Source organism: Pseudobutyrivibrio sp. MD2005, from assembly GCF_000621865.1.
Taxonomy (GTDB): Bacteria; Bacillota; Clostridia; order Lachnospirales; family Lachnospiraceae; genus Pseudobutyrivibrio.
This window is the reverse complement of the sequence record NZ_KK211358.1, coordinates 113,144-128,568: the sequence shown is the minus strand read 5'-3', so window position 1 is coordinate 128,568 and position 15,425 is coordinate 113,144. Positions and strand designations below refer to the sequence as shown.

16 protein-coding genes are annotated in these 15,425 nt (G+C 39.1%); 3 read left to right on the top strand and 13 right to left on the bottom strand.

All coding sequences use genetic code 11. The features are described 5' to 3' along the window. Positions 1-10: 10 nt before the first annotated feature. The 7 genes from T498_RS0110395 to T498_RS0110365 all read right to left on the bottom strand — a co-directional run bounded on the left by T498_RS0110395 (position 11) and on the right by T498_RS0110365 (position 7,941). On the bottom strand, positions 11-1,042 hold the full coding sequence (locus tag T498_RS0110395; RefSeq protein WP_028235853.1) for a sugar ABC transporter substrate-binding protein: 1,032 nt from the start codon (positions 1,040-1,042) through the stop codon (positions 11-13). An 18-nt stretch (positions 1,043-1,060) separates the two neighbouring features. Further along, positions 1,061-2,650 carry a response regulator transcription factor gene (locus T498_RS0110390; RefSeq protein WP_028235852.1) on the bottom strand — a complete coding sequence of 530 codons (1,590 nt, stop codon included), beginning with the start codon at positions 2,648-2,650 and terminating at the stop codon, positions 1,061-1,063. A gap of 2 nt (positions 2,651-2,652) precedes the next feature. Beyond that, positions 2,653-4,131 carry a histidine kinase gene (locus T498_RS0110385; RefSeq protein ID WP_028235851.1) on the bottom strand — a complete coding sequence of 493 codons (1,479 nt, stop codon included), beginning with the start codon at positions 4,129-4,131 and terminating at the stop codon, positions 2,653-2,655. Next, complete coding sequence (locus tag T498_RS0110380; RefSeq protein WP_028235850.1) at positions 4,124-5,170, bottom strand: sugar ABC transporter substrate-binding protein; 1,047 nt, start codon at positions 5,168-5,170, stop codon at positions 4,124-4,126. The genes T498_RS0110385 and T498_RS0110380 overlap by 8 nt, the downstream gene beginning before the upstream one ends. A 17-nt stretch (positions 5,171-5,187) precedes the next feature. Continuing rightward, a complete protein-coding gene (gene aspS / locus T498_RS0110375) occupies positions 5,188-6,951 on the bottom strand; it encodes an aspartate--tRNA ligase (RefSeq protein ID WP_028235849.1) in 1,764 nt (587 codons plus the stop codon). A gap of 73 nt (positions 6,952-7,024) precedes the next feature. Further along, positions 7,025-7,489: a Fur family transcriptional regulator gene (locus tag T498_RS0110370; RefSeq protein ID WP_028235848.1), complete on the bottom strand. Its 465-nt coding sequence runs from the start codon at positions 7,487-7,489 to the stop codon at positions 7,025-7,027. 68 nt (positions 7,490-7,557) lie between these two features. Beyond that, positions 7,558-7,941 (bottom strand): metal-dependent transcriptional regulator, encoded by a 384-nt coding sequence (locus T498_RS0110365; protein ID WP_028235847.1) that lies wholly within the window; start codon positions 7,939-7,941, stop codon positions 7,558-7,560. Positions 7,942-8,187: 246 nt separating this feature from the next. On the opposite strand from T498_RS0110365, the gene T498_RS0110360 reads away from it, so the two are divergent. From T498_RS0110360 to T498_RS0110350, 3 genes are read left to right on the top strand one after another with little or no spacing between them, the layout of a single operon-like run. After that, positions 8,188-8,625: a zf-TFIIB domain-containing protein gene (locus T498_RS0110360; RefSeq protein WP_036978375.1), complete on the top strand. Its 438-nt coding sequence runs from the start codon at positions 8,188-8,190 to the stop codon at positions 8,623-8,625. 3 nt (positions 8,626-8,628) lie between these two features. Then, complete coding sequence (locus T498_RS0110355) at positions 8,629-9,480, top strand: DUF5685 family protein (RefSeq protein ID WP_028235845.1); 852 nt, start codon at positions 8,629-8,631, stop codon at positions 9,478-9,480. After that, positions 9,481-10,119, top strand: coding sequence for a DnaJ domain-containing protein (locus T498_RS0110350; protein WP_028235844.1), 639 nt, complete (start codon positions 9,481-9,483; stop codon positions 10,117-10,119). A 709-nt stretch (positions 10,120-10,828) separates the two neighbouring features. On the opposite strand, the gene T498_RS0110345 is transcribed toward T498_RS0110350, so the two are convergent. The 6 genes from T498_RS0110345 to T498_RS0110320 all read right to left on the bottom strand — a co-directional run bounded on the left by T498_RS0110345 (position 10,829) and on the right by T498_RS0110320 (position 15,423). Further along, positions 10,829-11,884 carry an acyltransferase family protein gene (locus T498_RS0110345; protein WP_028235843.1) on the bottom strand — a complete coding sequence of 352 codons (1,056 nt, stop codon included), beginning with the start codon at positions 11,882-11,884 and terminating at the stop codon, positions 10,829-10,831. 5 nt (positions 11,885-11,889) lie between these two features. Next, entirely contained in the window at positions 11,890-12,870 is a 981-nt protein-coding gene (locus T498_RS0110340; RefSeq protein WP_028235842.1) for an acyltransferase family protein, read from the bottom strand. Between the two features lie 17 nt (positions 12,871-12,887). Continuing rightward, complete coding sequence (locus T498_RS0110335) at positions 12,888-13,604, bottom strand: carbon monoxide dehydrogenase (RefSeq protein WP_028235841.1); 717 nt, start codon at positions 13,602-13,604, stop codon at positions 12,888-12,890. After that, on the bottom strand, positions 13,604-13,762 hold the full coding sequence (locus T498_RS16945) for a hypothetical protein (protein WP_197019954.1): 159 nt from the start codon (positions 13,760-13,762) through the stop codon (positions 13,604-13,606). The genes T498_RS0110335 and T498_RS16945 overlap by 1 nt, the downstream gene beginning before the upstream one ends. 2 nt (positions 13,763-13,764) lie before the next feature. Beyond that, entirely contained in the window at positions 13,765-14,550 is a 786-nt protein-coding gene (locus T498_RS0110325) for an acyl-CoA dehydratase activase (protein WP_028235840.1), read from the bottom strand. A 108-nt stretch (positions 14,551-14,658) separates the two neighbouring features. Continuing rightward, positions 14,659-15,423 carry an ATP-binding protein gene (locus T498_RS0110320; RefSeq protein WP_028235839.1) on the bottom strand — a complete coding sequence of 255 codons (765 nt, stop codon included), beginning with the start codon at positions 15,421-15,423 and terminating at the stop codon, positions 14,659-14,661. Positions 15,424-15,425 lie beyond the last annotated feature (2 nt).

The window sequence follows — 15,425 nt, the reverse complement described above, 5'->3', positions numbered from 1 at the left end:
CAATTTTTTACTATTCAACATTCATATATACATCTTCATGTGCATGGAAGCCGCCCTCTACAACAACTTCATTCATATTGTCCTTAGTAACAGCAATTGGCTCTACTGCCACATATGGAATCTGATAGCTGCCATCATGAATAGATGAATCTATATTGATATCTCCTCCACTTGCAAGTACATAAGATAATTGTGCAGCCTGTTCGGCAAGCTTTCCAACTGGCTTATAGACTGTCATAAGCTGAGTGCCTTCTACAATGTGCTGGCAAGCAGGTAAATCTGCATCCTGTCCAACTACAGGCTTCACCCCTGCAAGCTGACTTACTGCAAGTGCTCTAATTACTGCAGTAGCAACATCATCATTTCCACACATTATAGCATCCGCTTTCTTGATGGTGTCCATATTATCGTATACATAGGCTGCTCCAAGCTCCGCCTTCCAACCCTCACAATAATACGTATCTAGGATTCTGATGTCATTGCTTTCCATTTCTTTTAAGAAACCAGAATTAACCATTGGTACATTGCTATCAGTAAGTGGGCCACAAATCATTACAACATTTTTCACATCTTGGGAGGCAATAGCTTCTCCCATCAATTGGCCTACCATATTATTATCAAATGATATATATAAATCCGTTCCCGCATTTGGAATTAATCTATCATAGCAAACAATTGGTATTCCATTTTCTTTTGCCCTTGCAACTGAATCAGCAAGAGCCCCACCATCTACTGGATTAATCACCAGGCAATCTACACCTTTATCCACAAGATAGTCTATCTGCTCCTTCTGCTTTTCCACATCTCCATTAGCATTTTGAACATTTACAGTAGCGCCCAAGCTAGATGCAGTATCAACAAATACATCTCTATCTCGCTCCCATCTCTCGATGACAAATGAATCGAAACATATTCCTATTTCGATGCTATCGTCCTCCTGCTGCGCCTCTGCCTTTCCTACCACTGGCACATTGCTACAACCTGTCAGTACAAAACATAAGGCTGTGGTAATCCCAAGCACCCTTATTAATTTACTCCTCATTATTCTCCTCCTTAAAAACTAGCCTTTAGCGTAGTCTGTAGGTGTTTTTCCAGTATATTTTTTAAAGTTTCTAGAAAAATAATTTGGGTCTGAATACCCCACCTCTGATGAAATTTCTTTCATAGACTTTGATGTAGTTTTCAGCAAAGTCTTGGCCGCATCAATCCTAAGCTTCGTCAAATAGTCTATGAAATTCTCCCCTGTTTCCTCTTTAAATAACTTCGAAAAATAGTAGGAACTGATATTAACTACCCTCGAAACATCATCAAGGGTAAGCTCCTTCATATAATTCTGATCTATATAAAGCTTTGCTTTATTAACCGCACTCATGGATTGCTCTACCTGCTTGTTTGATACCCAAAATGCTGCATTCTTGATTTTATCTATAAACCAATGCTTCATTTCCGGCAATCCCGACAGGTTTAACAAATCCGAAAGATAATTAGACCTGCTTTGGAATTCATACATTCTTGCAGTCTTTTCATAAGCAAGATGCTCTGCCCACAAAACGAACTCCAAACACTTTAATCTTATACTATCACAATCGCTTGCATAATTCTCCTCCATCCATTCAAAGAATGTCTGGGATAGAGCCACACACTCGTTTACATTGCCAAGCCCAATCTCATCAAATAGCCTCTTTTCCAAGTCCATAGGATAGTTTTCCTCGTACTGACAGGTAACTGGCATATCATCCACATGAGCAACATGGCTTGTGGTTGCAATCAACACTGAATTACCTTCCTCGTAGGATTCCGCCATCCTATCCAAAGGCTTTACCGAACCGAAGCCTATTCTAAAATCCATGTCAAATCTATCAGAAAGCTTTCGACATAAGGCTCTGGCATTTTCTACCACCTGATTTCTTTCATTATAGGAAAGAGTTGGACTATCTGTAGGAATTAATATAGGAATCTTGTTAGACATTACAGCCCCCATTATTCCCTTTATGTAGTCCTCTGTAATCGTATGAATTTCACGATAGGCTTTCTGGGCCTGAATAGAAACAGCAACTGCACTTGTCATGTAATTACCCACAAGCTCCCTACCAAAAACCATGCATGCCATGTAGCCATATTCTGAATCAATGCTAAGTAAAGTCTTGTAATTATCAATATCTTCCTTAAAGTACTCTTTAAAAAGCAGATCCTGGATAAGTCCATTTTCAATAATCGGAACCACTGTTTCAAGCTTTTCACGAACCTGTAAATCATTGCTTCGCTTTTTTCGCTCTCCATCAATCTGTCCCATTGCCTTTTTCAATACTTCTAGAATAGCATCTTTGCTGACCGGCTTGTTCAGATAATCAAGTACCCCAAGTGAAATAGCTTCCTTTGCGTAATCAAATTTGTCGTAAGCTGTCATCACAATAAATACTACATGATTATTTGTACGCCTGATTTCTCGCATAGCTTCAATACCATTAATACCAGGCATTTGAATATCCATAAAAGCTATGTCTGGCTGAAATTCTTCCGCAAGCTCAATCACCTGCCTGCCAGTCTTTGCAGTTCTGATGTCGCATTGGCTTCCAAATTCTTTTTCTATTATAAATTTAAGTGAGTCGATAACGATTCCCTCGTCATCAGCTAGCATTATCTTGTACATTATTATACCCCTTTTGGCAGATACAGAATTGTCTCCGTACCTTTATTTTCTCCGTCAGAAATGATATCTAACACTTCATCTCGCTCATAGAAAATATTCAATCTCTCAATACAGTTATTCAAGCCAACTCCATTAGATGAAGCTTTTTTCGGATCACTTTGATACTCTCCGCTAAGAAGCTTTTCTATCTTATCTTGGCTCATTCCCACGCCGTTATCCTTTATGCTAACACAGATATAATCTCCCAGCTCATATACAGATAGCTTAATTTTCTTGGTCCAATCTATATTTCTAAGACCATAATTAATACTGTTTTCTACAATTGGCTGCAAAATCATGCTAGGTATCTGCACTGATAAAAGTTCTGTATCTATCTCTTTTGTAAACTGTATTTCTCCGGCAAACCTTACATTTAAAATATAAATGTAAATATCTACTAATTCAATTTCTTCTTTCAAAGTAACAACATCCTTGTTCTTTTTTATGTTGTACCTAAAGAAATCTGCCACCTTTTGAATATAATTGCTGGTACGGTCTGCCCCCTCCATCATCGCAAGCTGGGCACCTGCGTTTAAGGTGTTGAATAGGAAATGGGGATTAATCTGAGATTGAAGATATCTAAGCTCAGCATCCTTAATATGATTTTCCATTATAAGCTCATTTTCTCTGAGCTTTCTGGTAGCCTCCATGGATTCGGTAAGACGTTTGATATAGTCCTTGATTGATAACACCATCTTATTGAATGCCATCGTAACTACACCTACCTCGTCGTTACTTCTAACTTGAGGCAATGTAACATCAAAGTCTCCCTTTGAAACACTGTTAGCTGTAGAAGCAAGCTCTACCAAAGGCTTAGCGATTGTTGATGCAATAAGTACAACGAAGGACAAGTTGGCAAGACCGATAATAATGAGAGTAACTATATTTAATTGCTCTATTGTCTGCAAAGCCGACATCATAGATCCGTATGACCTGGAATTGCTTATAAATTGCTTGTTGTTTAGGCTTGTAATAGTAGCGTCTATATAACGATAGGTTCTAGCAACCTCCTCATAAATGCTCTTATACTTTTCAACATTACCACCACGCTTACTCTCCACTGCCTGATTGGTAAGCTCTAGATAGTTTTCTGACATACGCTTTATATTGCGTTCCATTACACGATTCTCGTTGTCATCTTTGTTATCTTCTATTGATGCCAACAAATCGCTATAGTTCTGAGCACAAATGTAGTATTGCTCTAACGCATCACTGGTTTTGGTATTAAGATAGCCCTCTGTAGCGCTCTGCAAACTATCGAGTCCACCGCTAAGCTGATTAAGTGAATTGTTACTTGCATAAACTGCGTTTAATGATTCTAGTACCTGAGCTGTTCCGAAATAAAGCATCATATTAACCAAAAACAAAAGAATTGTTGGCAAACAAAATGCCATAATCATCTTTTTTCTCAGAGGAATGGATCTAAGTCTCTCTCTACTCATTCTCCACCTCCTGAAGCTCATCACCTATATTCTCGCCATCTATTATCTTTGCATCAACGCTGATGTAATCTGATACATATCCAGTATCGCGATATTCAATATAGGCATTTGCTGCAGCTTCACCAATGCTAGCAGCATCAACAAAGACAGTGCTCGCAATAACTCCTTGCTTAATCCCTGTTAAAATGGTAGATGATTTGTTACTTCCAAAAAGCAAAATTGAACCAACTTTATTGTAATCAATCATAGCTTGATAGAAGGATGCAGTTGAATCTTCATCAAGGCAAATGACAACTGGCGCCAAATCATTTTCCTTAAACAGCTTTTGAACATATTCTTCTGTAGCATATGGATTAGTGCTATCCACTGTTCTTACATCGAAAGTTAATGGGCCATTTGGAAGCTCTACATCGCCTAAAGATGTCTGCAAATTATTGACAAATCCATAGGCTGAAGCCTCGCTTCCAGATGTACCGCCCAGCACCATTACCTTTTTTTGTCTACTCATACTATTTACAAGTGAATTGGCATATAAACTAGCTATGGAATAGCTATTAGTACCTATGTAACTAACTCTATATTCACTAACCACATCATTGCCTATTGCAAATACATCAATGCCTTTTTTTCTCGCATCCGAAAGGGCTGCTTCAGTTTCAGGACTATCATCGCCTTCCACCAAAATAGCATCGCATTCTGCCTCGATAGCCATTTCGATAAGATCTGATTTCTCAAAGCTTTCATCCACGCTATTGGAAATCATATCTAAATAGATATTTTTGTCAGCAAAAGCTTCTTTTGCAGAACTATACACCTGCTGCCAAAAATCAGAATTGTCATCTGAAGATATCATGACAACATAAGAATCGTATTGATTGTACTTTGCCTCAGCCATAAGACCTACGGCTTCTTCCATACGTTGCTTGTACAAAACAATGCTGATAATTGTAGCAATAAACATAAAAGCAACAGCGCAACCTGCCGCAATGGCAAGCGCACTGTTGCTTTTAAACTTTTTATTTCCCCCTAATACTCCCATAACATTAAAAATCCCTATTAATCTTCTTTTGGCATTACGATAGCGATGTGAACATCGTCAAGCTGCTTCTGATCTACAGTAGCAGGAGCATCCATCATAATATCCTGTGCGTTCTTATTCATTGGGAATGGAATAATCTCGCGGATTGATTCCTCACCAGCGATAAGCATAATCATACGGTCTACACCAGGAGCGATACCACCGTGTGGTGGTGCACCATATGTGAATGCATTGTACATAGCTGGGAACTTAGCCTTAACATCATCCTCACCAAGACCGACAAGCTTAAATGCCTCAATCATGATTTCAGGATCGTGGTTTCTGATAGCACCAGATGAAAGCTCAACACCGTTACATACTAAGTCGTACTGGTATGCAAGGATATCAAGTGGCTCCTGATTCTTAAGTGCATCCATACCGCCCTGTGGCATAGAGAATGGGTTGTGGCAGAACTCAAGCTCGCCTGACTCTTCGCCGATTTCGTACATTGGGAAATCAACGATCCAGCAGAACTCGTATGTATCCTTCTTCATGTGGCCTTCTGCAGCTGCACCAAGAAGCTTTCTAAATACGCCAGCAGTCTTCTGAGCAACAAGAAGTGGACCTGCTGCAAGACCAACGAAATCACCTGGCTTAAGTGAAAGTGCATCGATAACTGCCTGCTTTCTCTCCTGAAGGAACTTAGCGATACCACCAACGATTTCGCCGTTCTCATCGAGCTTGAACCAGTATGTCTTCTGTGCTGTGGCAACTTCTACCTCAGCGATCATAGCATCGATCTGCTTACGTGTAGCTGTAAGATTATCAACAACGATAGCCTTAACAACATTGCCCTCGAATGGACCAAAACCGCAATCAGCCATAACATCTGTAGCATCCTGAAGAACAAGGTCGATACGAAGATCTGGCTTATCACTTCCGTACTTATCCATAGACTCAAGGTATGGGATGCGTACGAATGGAGCTGTAGAAGCTGTATTGTAAACACCGTATTTTGCAAAGATTGGTGGAAGTACATCCTCGACTACTGCGAAGATATCTTCCTGAGAAGCAAATGCCATCTCCATATCAAGCTGATAAAACTCCCCTGGAGAACGGTCTGCTCTGGCATCCTCATCACGGAAACATGGAGCAATCTGGAAATATCTATCGAAACCAGATGCCATAAGAATCTGCTTAAACTGCTGTGGAGCCTGTGGAAGTGCATAGAACTTACCAGGGTGATTACGTGCTGGTACAAGGTAATCACGTGCGCCCTCAGGTGATGAGCATGTAAGGATTGGAGTTGTAATCTCCATGAAATCGTGAGCAATCATAGAAGCACGAAGCTCTGCTACGATTTTGCTACGAAGGATAATCTTGCTCTTAACGTCTGGATTACGAAGATCAAGATAACGATATTTAAGACGAGTGTTCTCATCTGCTTCCTTTGAACGATTAATCTCGAATGGAAGCTCGTTGTGAGTACACTTTCCAAGAACCTCAATTGATGTAGGAACAACTTCAATCTCACCAGTTGGAAGCTCTGCGTTCTTAGAAGAACGTTCACGAACCTCACCAGTGACAGAGATTGTAGACTCCTTATTAACAGAATCGATAACAGACATCATCTCCTCTGTCTCAATAACTATCTGTGTAGTGCCATAGAAATCACGAAGGATGACGAATCCAAGATTCTTAGACACCTTTCTAATGTTTTCGAACCAACCAACTAAAGTAACCTGCTTGCCAGCATCTGAAAGACGAAGCTCATTACAGTTGTGTGTACGTGACTGAGTCATTGTATATCTCCTCTTCTAATATAAAACATAGGGCTGCCAGTACCCACCGACAGCCCTTTAATAATACACCTTTTTAATATGCAAGTCTAGATATCTTGTGCGACTTGTCCACTTTTCCTGTAGCGTGCAAGCCAGCCTCCAAGAGCTTTTGAAGCTCTGCTCTTCCGATGACAAGCTTCGTATCATCATCCAGAGTAACGACAACATTTGTTTCGCAAGCAACGCAGCTTCCTCCCGGGCATCCCTCCTCGCAATCAGCATCAGCACATAATTTAGCACAGTTGCTGCAATCCACCTGATACATGTTCTTGCGATTAATAACACCTATTTCCTCCAAAGTGTTAACCATTCTATATACCGTGGCGCTACCTATATTTTTATCTATTTTAACAGCCTCTCGATATATTTCCTTAACACATGATGGATCACCGTTAAGAATGATATCCAAAATGGTGAGGCGCTGTTTGGTAATCCTACAGCCTGAATCTCTGAGCTGCTGTATGATTATTTCCCTTTGTTCACTTCCCATTACATCCATTGCTATATCTATCCTCTTTCATTAATGAAAAACCCAGCCCTATAAATGGGCTGGAGTTGTAGGCCTAACTATTTGTTTAGAATTTTGCTATCAGCATATTCTTTGATAGCCTTAAAGCTTTCCTTGCTGATGACATGCTCAATTCTGCATGCATCCTCTGAAGCAATCTCCTCATCAACACCAAGCTTCACAAGAACTTCAGTGAAGAACTCATGACGTTCAAGAATCATCTCTGCGATTTCCTTGCCCTCATCAGTAAGATATATATATCCAGCATCAGTAACTGTAATTTGATTCTTCTCACGAAGATTCTTCATTGCAATACTAACTGAAGATTTTTTAAAATTTAATTCGTTGGCAACATCTACAGAACGAACAACTGGTAGCTTCTTACTAAGAATAAGTATTGTCTCTAAATAGTTTTCTGCAGATTCATTAACAAATGTTCTCAAATTGTACTCCTCCTAATGATGAGTTGAAATTAATCAATTGTACGCAACTCACCTAACTAGACTATCACACTTCTGACTATAGTGCAACCACTTAAACTATAGTTAGTTTACCCTAACTACCATCTTTTTTCAAGTATTATTAATCAAATCTAAAACATTTATTAAATAACTCCTCAAACTGTTGACGCATGTATATTTTAAAGTTAAAGTGCAAATAGATTTTCCGAAACACTCTAGGAGGTGCCTATGAACGATTTCAGATATCGTATGGCAAAATTTTTCAGTGGCCGTGCAGGAGTAGATAATTTAGGTAGAGCTTTTGCAAGAGCAGGCCTTCTACTGATGATTCTCACCATGATTACTCATTCATTAATTATATATCTGCTTGCTATGGGATGTGTCGGCTACTCTGTTTGGAGAATGCTTTCGAAGAATTATCAAAAGCGTTATTACGAAAACCAGAAATACATGGAAAGGACAGCCGGTATCAGAAGTAAGCTTTCCGGATTTACATACAATTTTAGAAATTTTATTACAGATACTAAGTATAAATTTAGGCAGCAGAAGATTTACAAGATTTTCAAATGTCCTAGCTGTAAGCAAAAGCTTAGAGCCCCTAGAGGCCGCGGCAAAATCGAAGTAACCTGTAGTAAATGTCACACAGTTTTTATTAAAAAGGTGTAAGACTTGTTTGGATATATAAACGCTGATTTAAGACAGCTATCAGAAACAGACAAAACTAAATACCAACAGTTTTATTGTGGTCTTTGTCATGCACTAGGTGAAGTCGCAGGTTTAAAAGGACAGATACTTTTGAACTATGATTTATGTTTCTTGGCAATACTCTTGCAGAGCCTTTATGAGCCTGAAATCACCAGTAACAAACATAGATGTATCATTCATCCTTTTAGACAAAGAGATTTTTATCGCAGTGAGGCCATAAAATATGCTGCAGATATGGATATATTGCTGTCCTATCACAGTCTTATGGACCACTATTTGGATGACAATTCAAAGATTGCAAAACTTGCTGCCAATTCCATCAAGAGCAAATACGAAGCGATAAAGCTTCAGTATCCTAGACAGGCTGCTGCGGTTGAAAACTATATTTCTTCCCTTACCGCTTCTGAGCTAGATGGTGAAACAAACATAGATAAAGTATCCAGCTACACTGGCGAAATGCTCGGCACTCTTCTAAACTGGAAAGAGGACTCCTGGGGTAAGACCCTTCATTGCATGGGCTTTCACATGGGCAAGTTCATATACATTTTAGATGCATATGAAGATTTAAAAAAAGATGAAAAACGCGGGCGTTACAACCCATTATCATATATGAAAAACGAATCTCCAAAGGAATACGAGACTTTTGTAAGAATAAATCTTACATCTCTTATGGCAGAATGTGCCAAATCCTTTGAACGATTACCAATCGTGGAGAATGCAGATATTCTTAGAAACATTATCTACTCGGGAGTATGGACTAAATACGAATATCTTCAAATTAAAGAAAACAAAAATACTAAAGAGGTAAAGCAATAGATGTTTGATCCCTATAGCGTTCTTGGAGTTACAAGAAATGCTTCAGACGATGAAATAAAAAAAGCATACAGATCATTAAGTAGAAAATATCATCCAGATGCCAATATAAATAATCCTAACAAGGCACAGGCTGAAGAGCGATTCAAAGAAATCCAAGCTGCCTATAATCAAATCATGGATGAAAGGCAAAATGGAAGCTATTCCAGTGGATACGGATACAGCAACAGCTATTCCAATTCCTACAGCTACAACAATTACAACGATAATTCTTCATCTATTGAAATGCAGGCTGCTGCCAACTATATCAACGCAAGACAATTTGCAGCTGCAATGAATGTGCTTTACTCTATTCCTGATGCTAATAGGGATGGCAGATGGTATTTCTTCGCCGCAGTTGCTTCTCAGGGATTAGGCAACATTATGGATGCAAGGCAATTCATATCACGCGCCATTGCACTTGAGCCAAGCAATTTTAGATATAGACAATTCGAGCAAAGCATCAATTTCACCTCTGGTTGGTACGAAACTACCGGCGCCAGCTACGGCTACACACGGCCATTTGCAGGAGTCGCCAGATGGTGCATCAGCATGGCACTACTCAATCTCCTTTGTAATATGTGCTGTTGCTTTGGAATATAAATTCAGTTAATAACTAGGTCATTCGGACCGTTCATATATTTTCTCCCTTCAAAAGAAACCTCGGGATCAGCCGCCCGAGGTTTCTCAATGTCCATATTCAGTTATCATTCACACTCGTTTTTTGTATAACCATGCTCAACTATGCTGGGCCCGCACTACACACCGGCGTGATTTTGCGAATATTGCTGTTTTCCTTATGTTCCAAATATATGCATCGCACATGTGTCTTGTTGCGGAATGAACCGTTTGAGAAAATGTTTTTATATTTTGGCGGACACTGCAGTTTTTAGTGTACTTCTTAGGCTAAGGAGACTTGGTTTCATATTACGTTTGCTAAGTAACATAACAAAGCAGGTTTTGCATATCTAGGTACCGTGCTCCATGCGACGTCCTGTCGCTTACGCACTTGCGCTGCCATCCGTGGCAGCGCATACCTATATATTGCAAAACCTGCTTTTATGTTACTAAGCTCACTCCAAAATCAACCAAGTTCCCTCTTAGTCTAAGAAGTACATTTTAGTTTTGTATGTGTGTCCGCCAAATAAAACATTTTCCCAAACTGTACAGGCCTGCAAAAGACACATGTAAATAAAGATGCATAAATGGAACATTAGAAAAACGCAATATTCATGCAATACGCCGGTGTGTAGTGCGGGCCCCAGCATGGTTGAGGATGGTTACACATTGTCATGGATGTGAATGATAACTACTATTTTTTTATTAAAGCGACTATGTTTTTGACGAGAAGCGCCATTGCAATCATTATGAACACTTCTGTGGCAAACAATGCGCTTATCTGCTTTAATCCCATTGCTCTTCCTTCAAGATTATCACCGATGTAGTAAATAATAATATGATGCACTAGGAAGACTTCGTAGGAAATCTTGCAAATCTGTTGGCTTAAATCATCAAAAAAATTTTTGCTTGCTTGTGTAGGCTCTAAGGCAAAGAAACATAAGAATAGCATTAGGGCATATACAAGGTTATTAACTGTTATTGTTGTAGGTAATTGTGTTTTTAAGACGATTCCTGTAAGAATAACTACCGCTGAGACTACCAGGCTCGTCACTTTAAATGCCTTTTTGTCCATAAGCCTTGGAATCTCTAAAATCAAAAACATTCCCAAGATAAAATCATATGCCTTTACAAATACATTGGTCCAAGGTGATGTTGTAATTACGTTTCCAAAGATCAATACAACGTAATAGATTGTGGCAACTAAAATAGTGATATATCGATTCTTTTCCATACAGTATCTAAAAACAGGGAAAAGTGCATATAGCATAATGAGTGCTCCTAAGAACCACTCTCCTACATGCAGACTAAATGTAGGAAAAAACTGCTCGAAGTAACCATCCATTCCAAGTAAATTAAAAATAGCTTTTGGCTTTGCTATTAATGGAAAATATCCGAGCCACTCTGGCTTAAGCACATAAGAAGCTACAAGTGTAAACAACTCCACCACGTAAAATGGAATCAAAAGCTTAATAAATCTTCTCTTGTAGAAATCCTTAATATCCCAATGCTTTTTGCTAGACAGCATCAATCCGGCACCTGAAATCATAAAGAAAAGGCTGACACCTATAATCGCAATATGAAGATTTGAATTTGAGTAATATACTGTACCCTTTTCCAGGAAATTGTAGTTTCCTTTTTGTTCCAGCTCTACCATAAAGTGGTACACAATAATAAAAGCAAAAGCTAAAACCCTAAGGTAATTCATTGCCAGGTATTTAGTTTTATTCTCCATCGGCTGACGTTCCATAGGTATTAAGACCTCCATGTAATAAGCTTATGAGATAAATGATTAATTAATATAGCGCAAATAATTGTGATTACAAGCGATATAAGATAGCACATTATAGTTTCTGCATTTGGCATAAGCTCTATAACTCTAAAAATCACAAAATGATGAACTAAATAAATTGCAAATGATATTCCACTGAAATATTTAAGTGCTTTTGATGCGCTGTCGCCATATGGTATCAGCGAGAATATATTCAACATAAGATAAAACAGCGCTAGGCCTAAAAGATTCTTCCAAGGCAATACATTGCCATATACTGGAAGCTTTACAAAAATGACTAGATAACAGCTGACAAGAGCAAGCAGGATTTTAAGTGCTCCTGGCTTAAGCCATGTGCCATGCTCCTGAAACAGCATCCCAATCCAAAACAAAAACATTGCAGTAAACACACTGGAATCTGGTGGGACTACAGGCTGTATTCCATAGAACGATTCCGCAAAATATAGCCCTGCAATTATTATAGTGGAAAGCAAAGGCAGCTTTTTCATTAGCACTCTAAACAGTGGATACAGGCAATATATAAAGAGAATCATTCCTGTGAACCACTCTCCTACACATGCATACGTAAGCACACCGTACAAAGACACATAAGTGTCGATTCCTAAAAACGATAATAACAGCTTTAGCCCATGACCACCCCAGAGCATGCTTTGTTTTTGTATGCTTAGGAAAATATACGCCAGTATAAAGCTAATCCACAAAGCTGGATAAATAGATAAAAACCTCTTTTTGAAATAAGTCTTTATATCTACATTCTTACTGGTCATATGTATTAAATAACCTGACAAAACAAAGAAAATGCAGGTACCAACACTGCCCCAGCCACCATTTTTATATCCATATAAAATAGATTCTTTCAAAACTAATTCATTACAAAAGTGATAATTGAAAATCATTAGAATTGCAAGAATTCTAACAATATCAAATTCTGTTTTTCTTTTCAAAGAAATATCCTCTACTATTATTTATTAAGGGTCGAAAAATGAAGCTCTCTTAAACCTTCTACTTCATCGCATATCTTCTGTAAAGAGCAAGTGCCACAATCCATAACAACATTTTTTAAGATATGATCTATGGTTCCTGTGATGTCTTCCATATGCTTCGATTGCTCAGCTAATGCTTTATAATCAACATCTTTTGCAGTAATGAAAATCAGCTTAACTGCCTGGACATTTTCATTTTGATGATATGCATCGATAAACATTTTGCCTACTTTCGCAAAATCCAGTCCGGCCTTAAGAGAAGCTTTCCCAACACGCACTGGCTCTCGTCCACTGGAAGCAGAAATGCGAGTCATATACCCTTCTGGATTGATGTGGTATTTAACATACTCAATCTTTCTAATTGAATTGTATAGTGTGTTGCCATCGCCTAGGCTATCTTCCTTTACTCTGACTATTGCAATTCTCGCATAAGAAATATCTTCTGTAATGTCTGCTAAATCTGGACCAAGCAAATAAATCTGGTCATTTGGCACTAGGTTATCATCACAAGTAACAGCTGTTGCGCTAACAGCAAATTCTTCTCCGCCTCCTAGCTCATAAGCCATATCAGCTCTAAGAATCAAATTGTGGTCCCCTACATCCTGCCAATCCGTATCTACGATATTTAGTTGTCTAGCTTTTCCCAAGTCAAAGCTTCCAAACAGCCCTCTTATGGCTTCGTCATATAGCTTCATTAGATTTTTCTATCTCTCTTAATCTTATCGTAGTGCTTCTGCAAAAGCGGCTGAATTGCGCTGGCAAGCTTCATATCCAAATTGAAAAAATACACGATAAGAGACAAAACAAATAATGCCACGAATACAATTGCAATAATCAATAATACTTTTAACATAACTAACTCCTTAATCTTGCAAACTCAGCAGCACCAAGAGCTCCTATCAACTGTGGATCAATTGGTAAATCTATAACCTTTAGTTTAAGCACCTGTTCTATTGCAGCCTTAAGCCCTGCGTTTTTTGCACAGCCTCCAGTAAGTGTAATCTTATCTACAGCGCCAGCCTTTTTTGACATTACAAAGCAGCGCTTAGCCACTGAAAGCTCAATGCCTGCAGCAATCTCCTCCATTGGCTTTCCGTCTCCAACCAATGAAATGACTTCTGATTCCGCAAATACGGTACACTGTGCTGTAATAGGAATGACATTTTTTGCAGAAAGGGAAAGATTGGAAAACTCATCCAAATCCATTTCAAAGGCTCTAGCCATTGCCTCAAAGAAACGTCCTGTGCCTGCTGCACATTTATCATTCATGGCAAAATTCAAAACAGTTCCATCTGTATCGATTGCTATTCCCTTAACATCCTGTCCGCCAATATCAATCACAGCCTTTACCGATGGGTCAGCAACATGTACTCCCATGGCATGACAGCTTATCTCAGAGATATTTTCATCTGCAAAAGGGACCTTATTACGTCCGTAGCCTGTACCTACAAGATATGCCAAATCCTTAGCACTATTTAATTCTGGTACCTGAGCCACAGCCTGATCAAGGGCATCCTGACAGGATAAAACCGCATTAATGCGGCTCTTAAGTGTGACATCAGCCACCATCTTTCCATTCTCATCGATTATGACACACTTAGTATATGTACTACCTGAGTCACATCCTCCAAAATATCTCATCTAATCTCCTAATCCTAGTCCGCATGTTACGGTCTCAAGCCTGTCCATACTCCGCTCGACAACACGTCTCGCTAAAGTATCGGCCAGAGCTTGATACCTACATGCTCATTAAATAATATCTAGTTTACGTAATACGGCGTGCATACCTCCCACAATTGGTGCGGTGGTTGGTATGTAGAAAACGGACTCGCCCTTTAGGTCACGCTCAGTAAGATTTGCATCAGCTGTAATCCATCCTAAAAGTGGAATATCTCCTAAATCCATAAACTTCAAAACATCCTCTGATGGGACGCGATTTACTACAACACCAACCTTGTCATACATAACAAGATTATCAGCAACTCCCTTAATTGTCTTAACTACATCGCAGCCTTTTTTACTTGAGTCTGTGACAAGAAGCAGATGTGTGACCTTTTCCATTACTCTTCTATTAATCTGCTCAATACCGGCCTCGCCATCAATGACAATGTAGTCAAAATTATCTGCAATTGTAGAAATCACTTCTTTAAGATAGGTATTGATTTTGCAATAGCATCCGGCAGCCTCTGGCCTTCCTATTGCAATAAAAGAAAAGCCATCCATTTCAACCATGCAATCGAATATACGATATCTGGCTTCGCCAAGCACCTCTACAGTAGCTCTGGCATCTCCATTTTCTGCAGCCTCAACCGCCTCTTTTCTGATGTCATCAAGAGTAAGTGTTGGTTCTACACCAAGTGCCGTAGATAACCCAACAGCTGGGTCTGCATCGATTGCAAGTATCTTTTTATCTGGATAGGCTTCAACTAACAATTTGACCATTACTGCAGCCAAGGAAGTCTTACCGACTCCCCCTTTTCCAGCAACGGCCAACACTATAGGCTTCTTTTCCATAA